Raw genomic sequence first — 17,369 nt, forward strand, 5'->3', positions numbered from 1 at the left:
GATGCAGGCGTATCTGTACCCGGTTGTTAATACTCGGCTATTAATATAAAGTAAGATTATGAATAAGATTAAAATATACGTCCTTTTGGCTTGCCTGTGGGCAGTATCAGCCTTACAGGCCCAAAATTTCGGTTCTGAAGCCATGCGCAAGCTACAAATGGCAGAGTTCGCAATCTCCCATTTCTATGTAGACAAAGTAGATGAAGACAAGTTGGTGGAAGAAGCCATCATCAAGATGCTGGCACAACTCGACCCGCACTCTACTTACTCGGACGCAGAAGAAGTGAAGAAAATGAACGAACCTCTTCAAGGTAACTTCGAAGGTATTGGAGTTCAGTTTCAGATGATTGAAGATACCCTGTTAGTAGTGCAACCCGTCAGCAACGGACCTTCCGAAAAAGTCGGCATCCTTGCCGGTGACCGTATTGTTGCGGTCAATGACAGCGCCATTGCCGGAGTGAAAATGAGTACGGAAGATATTATGAAGCGTCTTCGTGGTCCGAAAGGTTCTAAAGTCAACCTGACTATCGTTCGTCGTGGCGTGCAAGATCCTTTATTGTTCACAGTGAAAAGAGATAAAATACCTATCCTTAGCCTCGATGCTTCTTACATGATTCAGCCTAAAACAGGTTATATCCGCATCAACCGCTTCGGAGCAACCACTGCCGAAGAATTCAAGAAAGCAATGACAAGCCTTCAGAAACAAGGTATGAAGGACCTGATTCTCGACCTGCAAGGAAACGGAGGAGGTTACCTGAATGCAGCCATCGACCTTGCCAACGAATTCCTGGGGCAAAAAGAATTGATTGTCTACACGGAAGGACGGACTGCCAAACGCAGTGATTTCTACGCCAAAGGAAACGGAGATTTCCGTAATGGACGCCTTATCATCCTGGTAGATGAATATACGGCTTCCGCCAGCGAAATTGTCAGCGGTGCAGTGCAGGATTGGGATAGAGGAATTATCGTAGGACGCCGTTCTTTCGGCAAAGGATTGGTGCAACGTCCTATCGACCTGCCGGACGGTTCCATGATTCGTTTGACTATTGCGCGCTATTATACTCCATCGGGACGTTCCATCCAGAAACCGTACGACAGTACTGTCGATTACAACAAGGATCTGATAGAACGTTTCAACCACGGTGAACTGATGAATGCTGACAGTATTCACTTCCCGGATTCACTGAAAGTACAAACCAAGAAGCTAGGACGCACTGTTTATGGCGGAGGGGGTATCATGCCGGATTATTTCGTACCTATCGATACTACTCTTTATACGGATTATCACCGTAATCTGGTGGCTAAAGGAGCTGTGATTAAATTCACCATGCAGTTTATCGAAGGGCACCGGAAAGAGTTGAAAAACAAATACAAGAAATTCGAATCGTTTGATGAGAAGTTCGTCGTTGATGATAATATGCTCGCCACTTTAAAAGAAATAGGAGAGAAAGAAGGAGTGAAATTTAATGAAGAACAATATCAGAAGTCGCTCCCTCTCATCAAAACACAGCTTAAAGCACTGATAGCCCGTGACCTTTGGGATATGAACGAATATTTCCGGGTAATGAATACCACCAATGAGAGTATACAAAAGGCGCTGGAGATACTGAATTCGGATGAGTATCAGAAGAAGCTGAAATAAGGTATTCAGTAAACAATCATAAGACATCATTTTTCAGTTCGGTGGACATATATACTCACTATAGTGAAAAAATATCTATCATAAGTATCATTCATTTTGATACTCTTCTCATTATCAAAGAAATAAGTATGACAGATAGCTTTTAAAAAAGGTATCTATCATACTTTTACCAGCAAAAACAGGTTATCTATCATCTACAAAATAGCCGAATAAAGGCCCTATATGCATAAGATAGCTTGTTTTTGTTGAATAGTTTAATTCTCCCCTGCCCTATATCTATCAGATAGAACAAGGCGTATAAATACCTCAAACAAGCAGAGATAGTTTGCTTTTCTCCCTGATATAGTTTATCTTTGTTACCGATATAGTTCATTCTTCATGGCCGTGGCGAATTCCTACCACGGCCGTGGAAAGATACTACCACAGCCATGAAGAGATCTCTCCACGGCCGTGGGAAACTAATGATAAAGGCACCGGAAGACAACTATCCCTATGCCTTAGTCCAAGAATAAAGGCAGGATAACTTATAAAAGCCGCTTGATAACAAACAAACAACAGCTATATAACACCCTCCCCCTAAGTCCGAAGATGATCGATTAGCTTTGCAACAACAGAAAACAATGTCCTTATAGGCTTGCAACGGTAAATTAAAGGTACGTAGTAATGTATAAGGCAAAAAACAAATAAATAATGGCAATACAATTTGAATTGTACAAGACTCCCCGTCCCAAGGATGAGGAAGACAAAGAAGTGTATCACGCACGTGTAGTCAACTTCCAACACATTGACACAGACTATTTGGCAAAAGAAATCCAGATAGCAACTTCTCTAACTGAAGGGGATGTAAAGTCAGTTCTCGAATCCCTAAGTCATTTTATGGGGGATCGTCTTCGGGAAGGACAAAGCGTCCATCTGGATGGCATCGGTTATTTCCAGATAAAGCTGAATAGTCAAGAACCTATCACTTCGCCCAAACTAAAAGCGAATCAGATAAAACTCAAAGCCAATATCAGCTTTAAAGCGGATGCCAAACTAAAAAGGTCAGTCAGTGTTGTTCATGTGGAGCGAAGTAAACTGAAACCCCATTCGGCTGTCCTTTCAAATGACGAGATAGACAAATTGCTGACAAACTACTTCAAGAGCAACCCTGTATTAACCCGTCGCGACTTTCAAGGATTGTGCGGCTTTGCCCCTACCACTGCCGCACGGCAAATCAAACGGCTGAAAGAGGAGGAGAAGAAGTTGAAGAATATCAATACTTATTATAATCCGATTTATGTGCCGATGCCAGGATATTATGGCAAGGCGGAGATAAAGACAGATGAATAAAAGGAACCAACATAATACAGAAATAAAATGAAATCAGAAGAAATAAAAGAGCTATTTAAGCAGTTTGAGAGCATTGTTTGCGAATACAACAAAGTGGAATGTTGGAGTGCGAGAGAACTTTATCCATTGTTAGGATATTCTCAATGGCGTAACTTCCTGTCTATCATATAGAAAGCAAAAGATACATGTAAAAATGCCGGAGAAAATATTGCATACCATTTTGCTGACGTCAGCAAAATGGTTATATTAGGTTCAGGCGCTGAAAGAGAAGTAGATAACATCTTTCTGACCCGTTATGCCTGCTATCTGGTAGCACAAAATGGAGATTCTCGAAAGCAAGAAATTGCCTTTGCTCAAAACTACTTTGCAATACAAACGCGCCGTGCAGAATTAGTAGAGCAACGTTTAATAGAATATGAACGTGTCCAAGCACGTACCAAACTAGCCGAGACAGAGAAACTTCTCTCGGGTGTTTTATATGAAAGAGGAGTTGACAATCAAGGATTCGCCATTATACGTTCCAAAGGAGATAAAGCACTGTTTCACATGGACACCAAAATGCTAAAACGTAAACTTGACGTACCTGATAGTCGACCATTGGCTGATTTTCTTCCGACCATCAGCATAAAAGCCAAAGACTTTGCCGCAGAAATGACCTCTGTGAATGTTCAGCAAAAAGACCTATACGGACAAACTGCCATTGAAAATGAACATGTTGACAATAATGTCGCAGTCAGAGATATGCTTGTTGGTAGAGGCATATTTCCTGAACAAATTCCTGCAAATGAAGATATTGCGGCAGGGGTATTTCTCTAAAGAAAAACGTTTTAACACATTCTTTATAAATCTGATTTATAATAAAGGAGGGGAGGAACCTATTAAAACAGAGCCTGTTAGGCAGCATCTATAAAAAGGATTTACAAGCAGCAGTCGTGCAAACTAAGTCATTCCCTCAATTCTTCAGTCATTGTTTTTAGTAATGACCTGCTGTCACTTAACGGCAAATCCGTAGCTAAATCCCAACTCATCATACCTTTCAGCTTCTGTTCCTTTGCATAACGGGTTTTGATACGAATGTTATCCTGACCGTCAAACACATAAGTATCTCCCTGATAGATCACTTCATTCTGTGCAGGACTCGTAACCAATCCATTCTGTACAAAATTGAAATAAGCCTCTGTCTTCTTTGAATTATCTTTGGTCACCCCATAAAAAGGAACTCCTGCCACCAGTTTTTCCTTCGGAATACCATACTCCAATACCATCTGTATATCCGAACAATATTTCTCTATCGGAAAGCGAACCGGTGAAGGACCATAGCACTGAAGTGAAATAAAATCAACTGCTTCAATAGCTTCCTTACTAATCTTATAACAAACAGGATGCAGAGATACACTGAAAAGATACTTGTCTCCCAACACTTCACGCATCTTCAGGATAGCCAAACTATAATCTTTATATTCTTTCTCATTTTCCGCCCACTCAAAATCAAGATCAATGCCATCCAGTTTATTCTTTTCCAGTACAGTCTTTATGTTCTTTGCAAACGTCGTACGAGCGGCCTCATCGGCCACCATCGCTTTCCATTCGCCACTGGAAGCACCCAAACGTATTTTCACTTTTGTACCTTTTACTTTTGCACGAACCGATTTAATCAAACCTTCCCAAGTGGTCACCCCTTTTCCCTGAAATACACGTGGATTCTCAAATGACAATGATCCGTCTTTATTAGGATGAACATTCAAGAAAATAAGGTCGTTACTTGCCCGCAAGCTTTCTGTAGAAATACGACCACGGTTGTAAAAATTACCCCGCACATAAGAACTGACCATATAGTCTTGTTGTGCAAACAATGATAATCCAACAAACACAAAAAGGAAGAATACAATTTTTCTTAGCATTAGCATAATGATTGATAATTAAAACGTTTAGATCGCAAAAATACGCATATCAAAAGCAAACAGATGTTCAAAAACAACTATAATACTTCCAAAAATCAACATAAAGTTTTCTATTCAGAAATTTAAAACAGATAAATATTGAATTCTTTAACATCATCCAAAGGGATAAGAATAATATTTGCAGGTTTCTACTAAAACATAAATAAAAGAAAGAGTTCCATTTTCCGCAAAAAAAGCCTATCTTTGTTCCGTTAAGATAATAAATCACGCATAAAACTCATGCCAGGAGATTCATTTTGCATACAATATACCAACTGTACGGGATGTCCAAAAAATGTTGAGAATATCCTTGTATATAGAAACTTACCTAAAGGAGAGCATATCCCCAAGGATAAGTGTACGCAGAATTGTATGCTTTTTATGATAAAGGGCGAATTACTTATCAATAGCGAAGAGCATCCCGGAATAACGTTACGCGAGAGACAAATTGTTTTGCAAGCTATTGGCTCCAAGGTCGAAATACTGGCACTGACAGATGTTGAATACGTTGTCTACTGGTTCAACGAACTGCCTTTGCTTTGCGAAGACCGATATAGGGAAATGATGGAACAGGCGGAAGCTCCTTTGACCTACACTCCACTGATTATGAGCGAAAGGCTTTACCACCTTGTCACCAGTATGCCCGAATTCCTCGCTGAGGAAAACCCTTGCAGCAAGTATATCGACTTAAAATGCAAAGAACTGGTTTTCTTGATTACCAACTTTTATCCGCTGCCCCAACTGAGTTCATTCTTCTATCCGATCAGCACTTATACGGAAAGTTTCCACTATTTCGTCATGCAGAATTACAGCAAGGTGAAGAACGTGGAAGAATTTGCGCATCTGGGAGGATATACGACCACTACTTTCCGCCGACTATTCAAAAACCTCTATGGTGTGCCCGTATACGAATGGATACTGGAAAAGAAACGGGAAGGAATCCTGGAAGACCTACAGCACACCAAAATGCGAATCACTGAAATCTGTAACAGATACGGATTCGACTCCCTGTCGCATTTCGCCCACTTTTGTAAAGACTCTTTCGGAGATACCCCACGCGCTTTACGCAAGAAAGCAGCCGGCGGTGAGAAAATCGGGAAAGTACAATAAACAGCCTCATCCTACTAATGTGCCAATCAGTTGCACCATGCGCGCATACTGGCTGGCATATTGATACATTAGCGCATTGATTCATTATTAAAGAATTATTTCTTTAATTCCTTGCTCAATCAATCTATTTCCCCTATTTTTGCAGTCTGTAAGAGGTGTAAAACGTCGAAATTTTAGTTCTAACAATTAAATAATTTAAATTCAATCATTTATGTGGTTAAGTAATTCATCTGTAGGAAGGAAAGTGGTGATGAGCGTTACCGGTATCGCCCTTGTCCTGTTTCTAACATTTCACATGGCGATGAACTTGGTTGCAATCATCTCGGCTGATGGTTACAACATGATTTGTGAGTTCCTGGGAGCAAACTGGTATGCGTTAGTGGCTACCGCAGGACTAGCCGCTCTTTTTGTGATTCACATCATCTACGCATTCTGGCTGACAATGCAGAATCGCAAAGCGCGTGGTAGCGAACGCTATGCAGTGGTTGACAAACCAAAAACTGTAGAATGGGCATCTCAAAACATGTTGGTGCTGGGTCTGATCGTTATCGTAGGTCTTGGTTTGCACCTCTTCAACTTCTGGGCAAAAATGCAGTTGCCGGAACTGATGCACAACATGGGCATGCACGCTGATACACTGACGCTGGCTTATGCCGCTAACGGTGCTTATCACATCCAGCAGACTTTCTCTAGCCCGGTTTACGTAGTTCTTTACCTCGTTTGGCTGTTTGCTTTGTGGTTCCACCTGACTCACGGTTTCTGGAGCTCTATGCAATCACTGGGATGGAACAACAAAGTATGGATCAATCGTTGGAAATGTATTTCTAACATCTATTCTACGATTGTTGTACTCGGTTTCGCACTGGTAGTAGTGGTATTCTTCGTGAAAACACTGATTTGTGGCGGTGCTTGCTAAATAGTAAATTGTAAATGATTAAATTGTAAATAATATTATGATCAAGATAGATTCAAAAATTCCAGAAGGCCCGGTGGCTGAGAAATGGACCAACTATAAAGCTCACCAGAAATTGGTGAACCCCGCTAATAAACGTCGTTTGGACATCATCGTTGTGGGTACGGGTCTGGCAGGTGCTTCTGCCGCTGCTTCACTTGGTGAAATGGGTTTCAGAGTATTCAATTTCTGTATTCAGGATTCTCCCCGTCGTGCACACTCTATCGCTGCACAGGGTGGTATCAATGCTGCAAAGAATTATCAAAATGACGGTGACTCCGTTTACCGTCTGTTCTACGATACTGTAAAAGGTGGCGACTATCGTGCCCGTGAAGCTAACGTATATCGTCTGGCTGAAGTGTCTAACGCTATCATCGACCAATGTGTAGCGCAAGGTGTTCCTTTCGCTCGCGAATATGGCGGTACACTGGATAACCGTTCTTTCGGTGGCGCACAGGTATCCCGTACTTTCTACGCTAAAGGCCAGACTGGTCAGCAGTTGCTGCTGGGTGCTTACTCTGCATTGAGCCGTCAGGTAAACGTAGGTACTGTTAAACTGTATACCCGCTACGAAATGCAGGATGTTGTCATCGTTGACGGACGTGCCCGCGGTATCATCGCAAAAAATCTTGTAACAGGCGAATTGGAACGTTTCGCCGCTCACGCTGTAGTAATCGCTACTGGTGGTTATGGTAACGCTTACTTCCTGTCTACTAACGCTATGGGTTGTAACTGTACAGCTGCTATCTCTTGCTACCGCAAGGGTGCTGTATTCGCAAATCCTGCATACGTTCAGATTCACCCGACTTGTATTCCGGTACATGGCGACAAGCAGTCTAAGCTGACTTTGATGTCTGAATCTCTCCGTAACGACGGTCGTATCTGGGTTCCGAAGAAGAAAGAAGATGCTGTAAAACTCCAGAAAGGCGAAATCAAAGGAAGTGATATTCCGGAAGAAGACCGCGACTATTATTTGGAACGCCGCTATCCGGCATTCGGTAACCTGGTTCCGCGTGACGTTGCCAGCCGTGCCGCTAAAGAACGTTGCGACGCTGGTTTCGGTGTAAACAACACAGGTTTGGCCGTATTCCTCGACTTCTCTGAAGCTATCAACCGTTTGGGTATCGACGTTGTTCTTCAACGTTATGGTAACCTCTTCGATATGTACGAAGAAATCACTGACGTTAATCCGGGCGAACTGGCTAAAGAAATCAGTGGTGTGAAATATTATAACCCGATGATGATTTATCCGGCTATCCACTATACAATGGGTGGTATCTGGGTAGACTACGAACTGCAAACCACTATCAAGGGTCTGTTCGCTATCGGTGAATGTAACTTCTCCGACCACGGTGCAAACCGCCTCGGTGCTTCTGCATTGATGCAAGGTTTGGCTGACGGTTACTTCGTATTGCCTTACACTATCCAGAACTATCTGGCAGACCAGATCACTGTTCCTCGTTTCTCTACCGATCTTCCTGAATTCGCTGAAGCTGAAAAAGCTGTTCAAGCTAAGATCGACAAGTTCATGAGCATCCAGGGTAAAGAATCTGTTGATTCTATCCACAAGAAACTGGGTCATGTCATGTGGGAATATGTAGGTATGGGACGTACGGCAGAAGGCCTGAAGAAAGGTATCGCCGAACTGAAAGAAATCCGCAAGGAATTCGAAACGAACTTGTTTATCCCCGGTTCTAAGGAAGGTATGAACGTAGAGCTTGACAAAGCAATCCGTCTGTACGACTTCATCACTATGGGTGAGCTTGTTGCTTACGACGCATTGAACCGTAACGAAAGTTGTGGTGGTCACTTCCGTGAAGAATACCAGACTGAAGAAGGAGAAGCAAAACGTGATGACGAAAACTTCTTCTATGTAGCATGCTGGGAATATCAAGGTGATGATGAAAAGGCTCCGGTATTGCACAAAGAACCGCTGGTATACGAAGCTATCAAGGTTCAGACTCGTAACTACAAGAGCTAATCGGTGAAGTTAAACATTTAAAAGAATTAGAAGAAAATGGATAAAAATATATCATTTACACTGAAGGTATGGCGCCAAGCTGGTCCGAAAGCTAAAGGTGCTTTTGAAACCTACCAAATGAAAGATATCCCCGGTGATACTTCCTTCCTCGAAATGCTGGATATTCTGAACGAACAGCTCATCAGCGAAAGAAAAGAACCGGTAGTATTCGATCATGACTGCCGCGAAGGTATCTGCGGTATGTGTTCTCTTTACATCAACGGACACCCGCACGGTCCTGCAACAGGTGCTACTACTTGCCAGATCTATATGCGTCGTTTCAACGACGGTGACACCATCACTGTTGAACCTTGGCGCTCGGCTGGTTTCCCTGTCATCAAAGACTTGATGGTAGACCGTACTGCATACGACAAGATTATGCAAGCTGGTGGTTATGTAAGCGTACGCACAGGTGCTCCGCAGGATGCTAACGCTATCCTGATCGCGAAACCTATCGCTGACGAAGCTATGGATGCTGCTTCTTGTATCGGTTGCGGTGCTTGTGTAGCTGCATGTAAGAATGGTTCTGCTATGTTGTTCGTTTCTGCCAAAGTCAGCCAGTTGAACTTGCTGCCGCAAGGTAAACCGGAAGCTTTGCGTCGTGCAAAAGCTATGTTGTCAAAGATGGATGAACTGGGATTCGGTAACTGTACAAACACTCGTGCTTGTGAAGCTGAATGTCCGAAGAATATTTCTATCAGCAACATCGCTCGCTTGAACCGCGACTTCATCATCGCAAAATTAAAAGACTAGAAATTGCTAGATTTCAATAGCGAGAGCTTAATTTGATTAATGACAGAATCCCCTGCCGGCTAGTCCGACAGGGGATTTCTTTATGTATGAGTAGACCACAATTATTATTAATACGGATCAGTAACATGAACTTTTAATTCATAAGTTTCACCGATTTCACCTTATAGCCAAAACTGTTATGAATGAGAGAATTACGGGTGAAAGCGAGGATTGAAATAAGGTAAAATCATTCGTTACCGCGTAAGCGTCTCCGCGATTCTATATTGCTGTCCGTTTTTAGCTCTCATATCTTTGCGAGGTATAAAAATGAAGCATTATGGATTTAGAAAATAGATTTAGAAGAACTTGGAAACGTTTCCAAGAAGTCTTAAAAACAGACTACAATTGTTCTTTAGCGGATGTTTGCCGCGAGCAGCATACCACTTTTGGAGGTATGAGTTCCTGGATGTCCCGACGGGGCTATAGCGTTAAACAAGCTAAGGCAGATGTGGTTCGTGATTATTATGGCGGCGTTGAGCCGTCCCCACTGAGCACTACCTCTCCTGCGTTCACTCAAATAGCACCCGCCATGTCGTCGGAAGAAGAGTTTAGTCTTGCCGGGATCACAATCACGTTTAACAGTGGAACCACCATTTCGGTCAAACGGGCCACACTCGGTGGTGTTATTAAAATGTTGCTCGATTACGAAAGAAAGGAGGGAGATCCATGTATTCTCTAACATCAGCCAATCGATACTATCTGTACCAGGGCTTTGTTCGTATGAACCTTGGCATCGACGGTTTATTCAAAATTATACGCTTGGAAATGAAGGACTTGTCTCCCGTTTCCGGAGATATATTTTTATTCTTTGGCAAAAACCGACAAAGTGTAAAAATACTGCGTTGGGATGGCGATGGCTTTCTTCTGTACTACAAGCGCCTCGAGGGTGGAAGTTTTGAGTTACCAACATTTAACCCCCATACAGGCAATTACGAGATTTCTTATCAGGTTTTGTCTTTTATCTTAAATGGAGTGTCATTGAAGTCTGTACGGTTGCGAAAACGTTTCAGGATTTAATATAATATGTTGATTGTTAATTATTTGTACTAAGTATATCATCCGATTTATTTGGTCAACTCGTTGATTTTTTATATCTTTATACCATGAAAAAGGATGAGATCATAGAGTTATTGAAGGAACAGATCAAGAGATTACGAGATGACAACAACAGACTCTTGGGGCAAGTAGATGCTTTGATAAAAGAGGTTTCTTCCCTTAAAGAAGCACTCCTTCAAAAAGGCGAATCTCTTAGCAAACAACAGCGCCTTGCTAAGGGGCTCGCCAAACTTGTATCCAACACATCCGAACAGCAACAAGCTCCCCAACCTGCCATGTCCGAAGAAGAGCGGCAGAAGAGAGAAGCTGAAAAAGCAGATAAGCGTAAAGCCAGAAAGAACAATGGTGCCAAACGTGACATGCATTATGAGATGGAGGAAGAAGAACATGTCGTTTATCCTGATGATCCCGATTTTGACATCAATAAAGCCCGGTTGTTTACTACCGCTCCCAGAATATGCGTCCGCTATGAATGTGTACCCATGCGCTTCATCAAGCACGTCTACAAGATACACACCTATACGCAAGACGGTCGCCTGTTTGAGGGAAAAACCCCGGTCGCGGCTTTCTTAAATTCCAGCTATGACGGCTCATTTATTGCCGGATTGATGGAATTACGTTATATACAATCGCTACCTGTTGAAAGAATCATCAACTACTTCGAAGGTCATGGCTTTACGCTGAAGAAACCTACGGCTCATAAGTTGATAGAAAAAGCCTCAGGCCTCTTCGAAAATCTTTATAAGTGTATCCGGCAGACAGCTTTGAGTGATCCTTATAAGGCAGCCGACGAAACCTATTACAAAATACTCGTCCCGGAAAAGAACAGTAAGGGAAAAGGAGTTAGAAAGGGATACCTTTGGGTGGTTGTCGGCATAAACACCAGGATGATATACCTGCTCTATGATGACGGCTCCCGGTCTGAAAGAGTTATTCTTAACGAATTAGGCAGTTGCAAAGGTATCATACAAAGCGATGGCTACTCACCTTACCGGAAGCTCGAAAGCGATGCTTATCCCAATATCACACGCATCCCGTGCTTGCAACATATAAAACGGAAATTTATAGATTGCGGTGAGAATGACCCGGATGCAAAAAGAATCGTGGAGCTGATAAACACTCTTTATCAAAACGAGCATAAGCATAAAGTTGGGGTTGATGGATGGACAGTAGAACAGAATCTTATGCATCGAAAAAAGTATGCGCCGGACATACTCGGAGAAATAAAAGATGTGTTTGATGAAATAGAAGAGCGGGGGGATTTATTACCAAAGAGCGAACTACAAGAAGCTATCACCTATCTTCGCAATGAGTGGAATGCAGTGGTGGACATCTTTAATTATGGTGACACTTACCTGGACAACAATATAGTTGAACGGATGAACCGGTACATATCCTTATCAAGAAAAAACTCATTGTTCTTCGGCAGCCATAAGGGAGCCGAACGAGGCGCCATACTCTACACGATAGCACTCACCTGTAGGATGCATAAAGTGAATCTATTTGAGTATCTCACGGATGTGATAAACAGAACAGCTGAATGGCAACCAAACACACCACTTGAAAAATACAGGGAACTGCTTCCTGACAGATGGGAAAAGGCTAATGGATAAAAAGGGAGCATTAGCCTTTTTATTTTAGCAAACTATATAGAATCGCGGAGACGCTTACGTTACCGCTTTCACCTGTCTTATTAAAATATCCCTTGAGCTAAAACAATTATCATTATAGCTAATCCGGATATGCTTATAGCAAATCCGCTTTCAGGTGTTAATGAGTGAACTGTGCGGATGTAATACTTTGGCCGCCAAGTCTTAACACCTTAGTTCTCATGTGTTAATACTTGAGTTGTTGCATCTATATATCCAGCATCTTGAAGCTATATATCCAACACCTTGGATCTATATGTCCAACAGTCGGTATGAATAAACTCAATAGGTGAAACCGGGAAGGTTCAGTTTCACCTGAATTTCTCCCTTGCTTTCACCCGCTGTTACCTTATTCATCGGCATTTAGAGAATTGGGTGAAACCGGTGAACCGCAGTTATTTTACATAGTTGCATTTATGAAATGTCTTGCCTACGTAAATTACGTGGAGAGGCACCAAAAGATTTCTTGCAGAAATTAGAAAAATGGGGTAAAGATTCAAAACCATATTTATAGCATATCTCCGAGATGCTACATTTAGAGTTATTCAAATCGTCCAGAATGCCCTCTTTACGTCTCGCCAGCATCCATTCATAAACAGGTTCATGAAAGACGTTATTGAAGATACGACGGAATGTACTAAGGGTATATCCACCCAATTGTGCCAGTTCTTCCACAGTCTTTACTTTCTTATAGTTTTGAATAATGAAATATTGGAAACTGTTTACATATTTAGAGAGTGGATGCACCAAGCTCGAAAGATCATAATCGGAATAATAGTATCCCAATACAAACGCCAATTCTTTTCGTTTCAGAGATAGCAAATCCCGACAGACTTTATCCCCTTTCAGATAAGTGATAGACCCATTGAGGAAATATTGCAGTTCTGGAATTATTTTTAATGGAGTATAAATAAGTGGAGGAGATACTTCCTTCATGATATGATTGAAACGGAAATCACAAAACAGTTCGGGCTGGATAAAACGATAATAAATGCACTCACATTCAGTCATAGCAAGCATCTCAAACATAGAACCAATGGCCTGAAGGATAAATTCACCTTCCTTAAGCATTGTCCCCGCATATTCCTTACTATTGACCAGTATTTCTCCCTTCATCAAAAAAAGGATAAGATTTTCTTCACACTTTTGAGCCGGTTTATGAAAACCACGCTGATAAATCACATGAGTAATGGCATTACTCACCGCTTTTGGACATATTTGACAATCCCAGGTTCCTTGACAAATAGATGGCATACGCTGACTGTGTTTGTTTTTGTTTATGCTGCCAGCAAAAATATATGAAATCTTTCATATTGCCATAAAAAAAAAGAGAAAAGTGAAAAAGAGGTTAGATAAGAGATACTCACTTGAACATCTTGAAGCCTAGTTTTTCTGATTTGAAAAACTAGGCTTCAAGATTCTTAAATTAAGATATGTTCAAGCATTCTACATTCCTATGCAACTAGTTATTACACTGCAGGAGCCACAGGATCTTTTTCCTGATTATCCTCATCAGCCCATTTATCTACATCAGTAACATCCCACCCAATAGTTGCAGCATCATTTGTTAGAGACAATGTATAACGTATACTTTTACCTACTCCCCATATAGCATCCTTCAAATCAACTTCTTTAGGAGTAGCTCCTGTTGTATACACTTCATCACCATTCTTATCAGTAACATTATAGCTTACTAACATTTTCCTTGTTGTCAATGTTTGAGGCAATAACATTAAAGATTCAGTACCAATATTTTTACTCGTTGTTCCCTGAACTGCATTATTTGTAGTAGTAATATCATCCAAAGGATAAATATATGTTGCAGATCCCTCCAAAGAAGTCCAAACATTATCAGCATATTTATATGTTCCTTTATCATTCACTCCATTTATTTCTATTTTAGATACAGTATATGTTAACTTATCATCAAGCTTTGATTTTATAGCAAATTGAATCTGTGTAAGTACATGTGAGAACGTGAAATTAACACTCAAATCTGCTTTTGTCTTATCCGTAACTTTAGCCACAAGCAAATCTTCCTGATTAGGTGCCGTATCAGCAATTTGATAATTAACCAATGTAGGATACTGATCTGTATCAGTAGCTGTTAGTGTTAATGACCGAGAAGAAGAATATGCAAAAAATTGGATTTTTCCCTGAGAAGGCCAGTAATATGCATTATTAGATGTCCATTTATTGTCACCCGAATTCCATGAAACAGGTTCATTCTCCATTATCGACTTATTTAAAGTTCCAGTTCCAACAACAGCATCACCTGTATTATATGCATAAACATGAAAACCTTGAGTTTTTAATTCATCGAGCTTCATCTCCGTGGCTCTTGTAGCATTACTGACTATGCTCTCAAAGTTTATGACTGCATTCTGTCCAGCATTCTCAAATTCTTCATTCTGTGAGCAACCCGTAATTGCCAAAGCAGCTGTAACTGCCAATAAAATCTTCTTCATAACTGTATTTTTTTAAGTTTATAATATTGTTATATTTTGTTTATAGCTTCTATTTCAATTCACGGGTAACTCAACATTATCTTCGGGTCCCCATCCATCAACATTGCCGCCCATTCCTCCACCTCCATCAGGATTCGGTGGTGTTTCCGGCTTATCAACCTCAATCTTATCATCAGGCGGTAACTCAATCTCCGGTGGTGGGGTTGGTTTTCCATCTTCCCCTGTTCCAGCATTTTCAAGTGTACCTATTATTTCAGTAACATCAATTGTTGCTTCCTGAACTGTATTATCTGTTTTGATAAATTTCAATATTAATATTATAGCATCTTTCTCACTAGAAGTTTCTCTCTCTGATGTTGACATTCGCGTCGGCATTGTCATTTCCTTTACTTGTTTGAAAGCGGTGAAAGATGCCGTTACCTTATTGTCTCCCTTCCTTACCTCAAAGTAGATAGGTTGTGAGCTACATACTCCACGACCTTTGCCTATACAGTAACAATCGGATAATCCATCAATGCTTCCTACCACTGTTGCAACATACTCCAAACCTTTAGCCTCTACTGCAAAAGAATATTTCTTCACCACAGATTCCAACTTCCAGTCTAAGCGAAGCACTTCTTCACTCTTCTCTATTTCCAGCTCATCTATATTCAACACATACAATGAATCCGGTGACCAAACCATCTTTTCCGTTCCTTCAATCCCTAAACCATTACAGTTTCCCGTATAGGCTTCTATCGTTTCATAAGACTCTTCGCCCCTGATTCGTATAGATTCCGTGTTATAGTTGTAGACTACTACCGAATACCTCCCCGGAGGAACTTTCATTTCTCCACCTCGTACCGAAAGGTATTTATCTACTTTCCTGCCATCTCCGTTCTTCGGATAAAAAATCACCCGAACTCCCTCCGGCAGTTGATCTGTCACTCCATCCCAATCCAGCTTTATATCTACCCCACTTACGGGATAATCATCCAATATATCGCGACGGCTACATCCAGTTAGCATCAGCAGCGAGGACAAAAGCACAAGAAACCCATATCTTGTATTTCGCATTACGCCCTCCTATTTCTTTGTTGTTATCAACCATACCAAAGAAACTTTCGCCTTGGTAGGACCAATAAAGTTATAACGCCCACTATTTGTCCATATAATATCTCCCTCATAAGGAGTATATTTTTTATATTCTGTTGTCAAATACCCTATGCCAAGACTGAATTCAAGGGAAAAATGCCGTGCCAATTGCCGTGCATATCCATAAGTCACTCCCGCAGCTCCGTAATACTTACCTTGATAGCCGTCTCCACGCAGCTGGAAGTCATATATCCCGCCTTCAGCATAAAGTCCGATAAAATGTCCGGTCAATCGGTCGCGTTTCTGACGGTTTCCCAGCCAACAACGTCCTTCCATCCCTCCCGAAAGGAGCTGATAGCAGAAATCATGTTTGCTATTCAGCCACCACGGACATTTATATTCAGTATTCAAAGACCACCTCTTGCCTATCGGAATTTCCACTTCTATATTTGGCGCCAATGCCAAATCATATAACAGATTATTCTTCACTGCAAGTACAGTTTGGCTTTTCACCGGCCCTTCTGCCTCCGATATATCGACCTCACAGGCCTGTTTTTCTTCACTTTCTCCCACAGGCTTATCAGGTTGATCTTTCGGAAGCGCCTCTTCCTGCTTTGAAACAAACAACCCGGAGACAGAAGATACCGGTTCAAAAGCCTCTTTACCTAATTTCGAAGTTTCTCCGACAATCGTAATAACCGATCTTCGCAGCTCCGGAAAGATATTGCGAACAATGTATCGGTAAGCAATTCCCCGATTCAATTTTCGCAACAGTTGTTCCCGTTTATTGACATCATTCTTATGATAATCAATCAATATCAGCACTTCTTCCCGATCTGGCAAGTTGGAGTCGGATGCCACCAACTTACGAAACTCCGACCAATCCTCTCCCTCTGAAAAAAAATGAATCTTATCAACACTAACATCCGAATTATACCGTTGTAAGAATTCCTTTATCGAATCATTTCTCCGAGCAGCCAAACTTCTATTATAAGATTCATCACCATCAGGAGAAACAAAAGTTTTCACATTCAGCGCTGTTATATATTTCGTATTCAAATTTCCGAGAAGCAAAGAATCTAAAATTGTAATTGCCTGATTATTATCTTTATAACTAAGATCCACCTTCGCTTCATTCGCATCAAAATATATCACTGCCCGCCGGATTGTATCATTCGCAACAGCGAAAAATGGAATCGAAGCATACCCACTTTCTGGAAGGCTTAATAAAGCCATAAGAATAGTCAATATATAGATACCATGTTTCATTGTCGTTCGTTTCTGATGACAAATATAGAAGTTAGAAAACAAATCGAATCATACTTTTAGAACAAAAA

14 protein-coding genes and 1 pseudogene are annotated in these 17,369 nt (G+C 41.3%); 10 read left to right on the plus strand and 5 right to left on the minus strand.

Translation table 11 applies throughout. The annotated features are described in order from the left end of the window. The first annotated feature begins 58 nt into the window (after positions 1–58). From HMPREF9009_RS02735 to dinD, 3 genes and pseudogenes are all read left to right on the plus strand, one after another. Positions 59–1,642, plus strand: coding sequence for a S41 family peptidase (locus HMPREF9009_RS02735; protein ID WP_008023384.1), 1,584 nt, complete (start codon positions 59–61; stop codon positions 1,640–1,642). Positions 1,643–2,332: 690 nt separating this feature from the next. After that, positions 2,333–2,971, plus strand: a complete 639-nt coding sequence (locus tag HMPREF9009_RS02740; protein WP_008023386.1) for an HU family DNA-binding protein — start codon at positions 2,333–2,335, stop codon at positions 2,969–2,971. Positions 2,972–2,998: 27 nt separating this feature from the next. After that, positions 2,999–3,787: pseudogene (gene dinD, locus HMPREF9009_RS02745) on the plus strand (DNA damage-inducible protein D). Positions 3,788–3,915: 128 nt separating this feature from the next. Here the strand turns inward: dinD and HMPREF9009_RS02750 are convergent. Beyond that, positions 3,916–4,878: a glycoside hydrolase family 18 protein gene (locus HMPREF9009_RS02750; RefSeq protein ID WP_008023391.1), complete on the minus strand. Its 963-nt coding sequence runs from the start codon at positions 4,876–4,878 to the stop codon at positions 3,916–3,918. A gap of 273 nt (positions 4,879–5,151) precedes the next feature. Between HMPREF9009_RS02750 and HMPREF9009_RS02755 the strand changes: the two genes are divergently transcribed. From HMPREF9009_RS02755 to tnpC, 7 genes are all read left to right on the plus strand, one after another. Further along, positions 5,152–6,021, plus strand: coding sequence for a helix-turn-helix domain-containing protein (locus HMPREF9009_RS02755; protein ID WP_008023393.1), 870 nt, complete (start codon positions 5,152–5,154; stop codon positions 6,019–6,021). 211 nt (positions 6,022–6,232) lie between these two features. Next, positions 6,233–6,937 carry a succinate dehydrogenase/fumarate reductase cytochrome b subunit gene (locus HMPREF9009_RS02760; RefSeq protein ID WP_004298481.1) on the plus strand — a complete coding sequence of 235 codons (705 nt, stop codon included), beginning with the start codon at positions 6,233–6,235 and terminating at the stop codon, positions 6,935–6,937. A 37-nt stretch (positions 6,938–6,974) separates the two neighbouring features. Then, entirely contained in the window at positions 6,975–8,954 is a 1,980-nt protein-coding gene (locus HMPREF9009_RS02765; protein WP_004298483.1) for a fumarate reductase/succinate dehydrogenase flavoprotein subunit, read from the plus strand. Between the two features lie 36 nt (positions 8,955–8,990). Further along, positions 8,991–9,746 carry a succinate dehydrogenase/fumarate reductase iron-sulfur subunit gene (locus HMPREF9009_RS02770; RefSeq protein ID WP_004298485.1) on the plus strand — a complete coding sequence of 252 codons (756 nt, stop codon included), beginning with the start codon at positions 8,991–8,993 and terminating at the stop codon, positions 9,744–9,746. A gap of 316 nt (positions 9,747–10,062) precedes the next feature. Continuing rightward, positions 10,063–10,464 carry a hypothetical protein gene (locus HMPREF9009_RS02775; protein ID WP_008023395.1) on the plus strand — a complete coding sequence of 134 codons (402 nt, stop codon included), beginning with the start codon at positions 10,063–10,065 and terminating at the stop codon, positions 10,462–10,464. Next, positions 10,452–10,802: an IS66 family insertion sequence element accessory protein TnpB gene (tnpB, locus tag HMPREF9009_RS02780; protein ID WP_008023397.1), complete on the plus strand. Its 351-nt coding sequence runs from the start codon at positions 10,452–10,454 to the stop codon at positions 10,800–10,802. Before HMPREF9009_RS02775 ends, tnpB begins: the two co-directional genes overlap by 13 nt. Before the next feature lie 86 nt (positions 10,803–10,888). Further along, positions 10,889–12,454 (plus strand): IS66 family transposase, encoded by a 1,566-nt coding sequence (gene tnpC, locus HMPREF9009_RS02785; RefSeq protein WP_008023400.1) that lies wholly within the window; start codon positions 10,889–10,891, stop codon positions 12,452–12,454. Between the two features lie 450 nt (positions 12,455–12,904). Here tnpC and HMPREF9009_RS02790 read toward each other — a convergent pair whose 3' ends face one another. The 4 genes from HMPREF9009_RS02790 to HMPREF9009_RS02805 form a co-directional block, all read right to left on the minus strand. Beyond that, entirely contained in the window at positions 12,905–13,744 is an 840-nt protein-coding gene (locus HMPREF9009_RS02790) for a helix-turn-helix domain-containing protein (protein WP_008023401.1), read from the minus strand. Between the two features lie 215 nt (positions 13,745–13,959). Beyond that, positions 13,960–14,958 (minus strand): fimbrillin family protein, encoded by a 999-nt coding sequence (locus HMPREF9009_RS02795; RefSeq protein ID WP_008023403.1) that lies wholly within the window; start codon positions 14,956–14,958, stop codon positions 13,960–13,962. Between the two features lie 54 nt (positions 14,959–15,012). Then, the gene (locus HMPREF9009_RS02800) at positions 15,013–16,014 is read right to left on the minus strand and encodes a DUF5119 domain-containing protein (RefSeq protein WP_008023405.1); all 1,002 of its coding nucleotides are present in this window, start codon (positions 16,012–16,014) and stop codon (positions 15,013–15,015) included. 9 nt (positions 16,015–16,023) lie between these two features. Continuing rightward, a complete protein-coding gene (locus HMPREF9009_RS02805; protein WP_049701381.1) occupies positions 16,024–17,301 on the minus strand; it encodes a DUF3575 domain-containing protein in 1,278 nt (425 codons plus the stop codon). Between the last annotated feature and the right edge of the window lie 68 nt (positions 17,302–17,369).

This window comes from Bacteroides sp. 3_1_13, from assembly GCF_001185845.1.
In the GTDB taxonomy this organism is placed as follows: domain Bacteria; phylum Bacteroidota; class Bacteroidia; order Bacteroidales; family Bacteroidaceae; genus Bacteroides; species Bacteroides xylanisolvens.

Coding starts and splice junctions, on each gene's coding strand:
- HMPREF9009_RS02765 (WP_004298483.1), top strand. CDS start 6,975: ATGATCAAGATAGATTCAAAAATTCCAGAAGGCCCGGTGGCTGAGAAA.
- tnpC (WP_008023400.1), top strand. CDS start 10,889: ATGAAAAAGGATGAGATCATAGAGTTATTGAAGGAACAGATCAAGAGA.
- HMPREF9009_RS02800 (WP_008023405.1), bottom strand. CDS start 16,014: ATGCGAAATACAAGATATGGGTTTCTTGTGCTTTTGTCCTCGCTGCTG.
- HMPREF9009_RS02740 (WP_008023386.1), top strand. CDS start 2,333: ATGGCAATACAATTTGAATTGTACAAGACTCCCCGTCCCAAGGATGAG.
- HMPREF9009_RS02755 (WP_008023393.1), top strand. CDS start 5,152: ATGCCAGGAGATTCATTTTGCATACAATATACCAACTGTACGGGATGT.
- HMPREF9009_RS02790 (WP_008023401.1), bottom strand. CDS start 13,744: ATGCCATCTATTTGTCAAGGAACCTGGGATTGTCAAATATGTCCAAAA.
- HMPREF9009_RS02750 (WP_008023391.1), bottom strand. CDS start 4,878: ATGCTAATGCTAAGAAAAATTGTATTCTTCCTTTTTGTGTTTGTTGGA.
- HMPREF9009_RS02775 (WP_008023395.1), top strand. CDS start 10,063: ATGGATTTAGAAAATAGATTTAGAAGAACTTGGAAACGTTTCCAAGAA.
- HMPREF9009_RS02760 (WP_004298481.1), top strand. CDS start 6,233: ATGTGGTTAAGTAATTCATCTGTAGGAAGGAAAGTGGTGATGAGCGTT.
- HMPREF9009_RS02770 (WP_004298485.1), top strand. CDS start 8,991: ATGGATAAAAATATATCATTTACACTGAAGGTATGGCGCCAAGCTGGT.
- HMPREF9009_RS02795 (WP_008023403.1), bottom strand. CDS start 14,958: ATGAAGAAGATTTTATTGGCAGTTACAGCTGCTTTGGCAATTACGGGT.
- tnpB (WP_008023397.1), top strand. CDS start 10,452: ATGTATTCTCTAACATCAGCCAATCGATACTATCTGTACCAGGGCTTT.
- HMPREF9009_RS02805 (WP_049701381.1), bottom strand. CDS start 17,301: ATGAAACATGGTATCTATATATTGACTATTCTTATGGCTTTATTAAGC.
- HMPREF9009_RS02735 (WP_008023384.1), top strand. CDS start 59: ATGAATAAGATTAAAATATACGTCCTTTTGGCTTGCCTGTGGGCAGTA.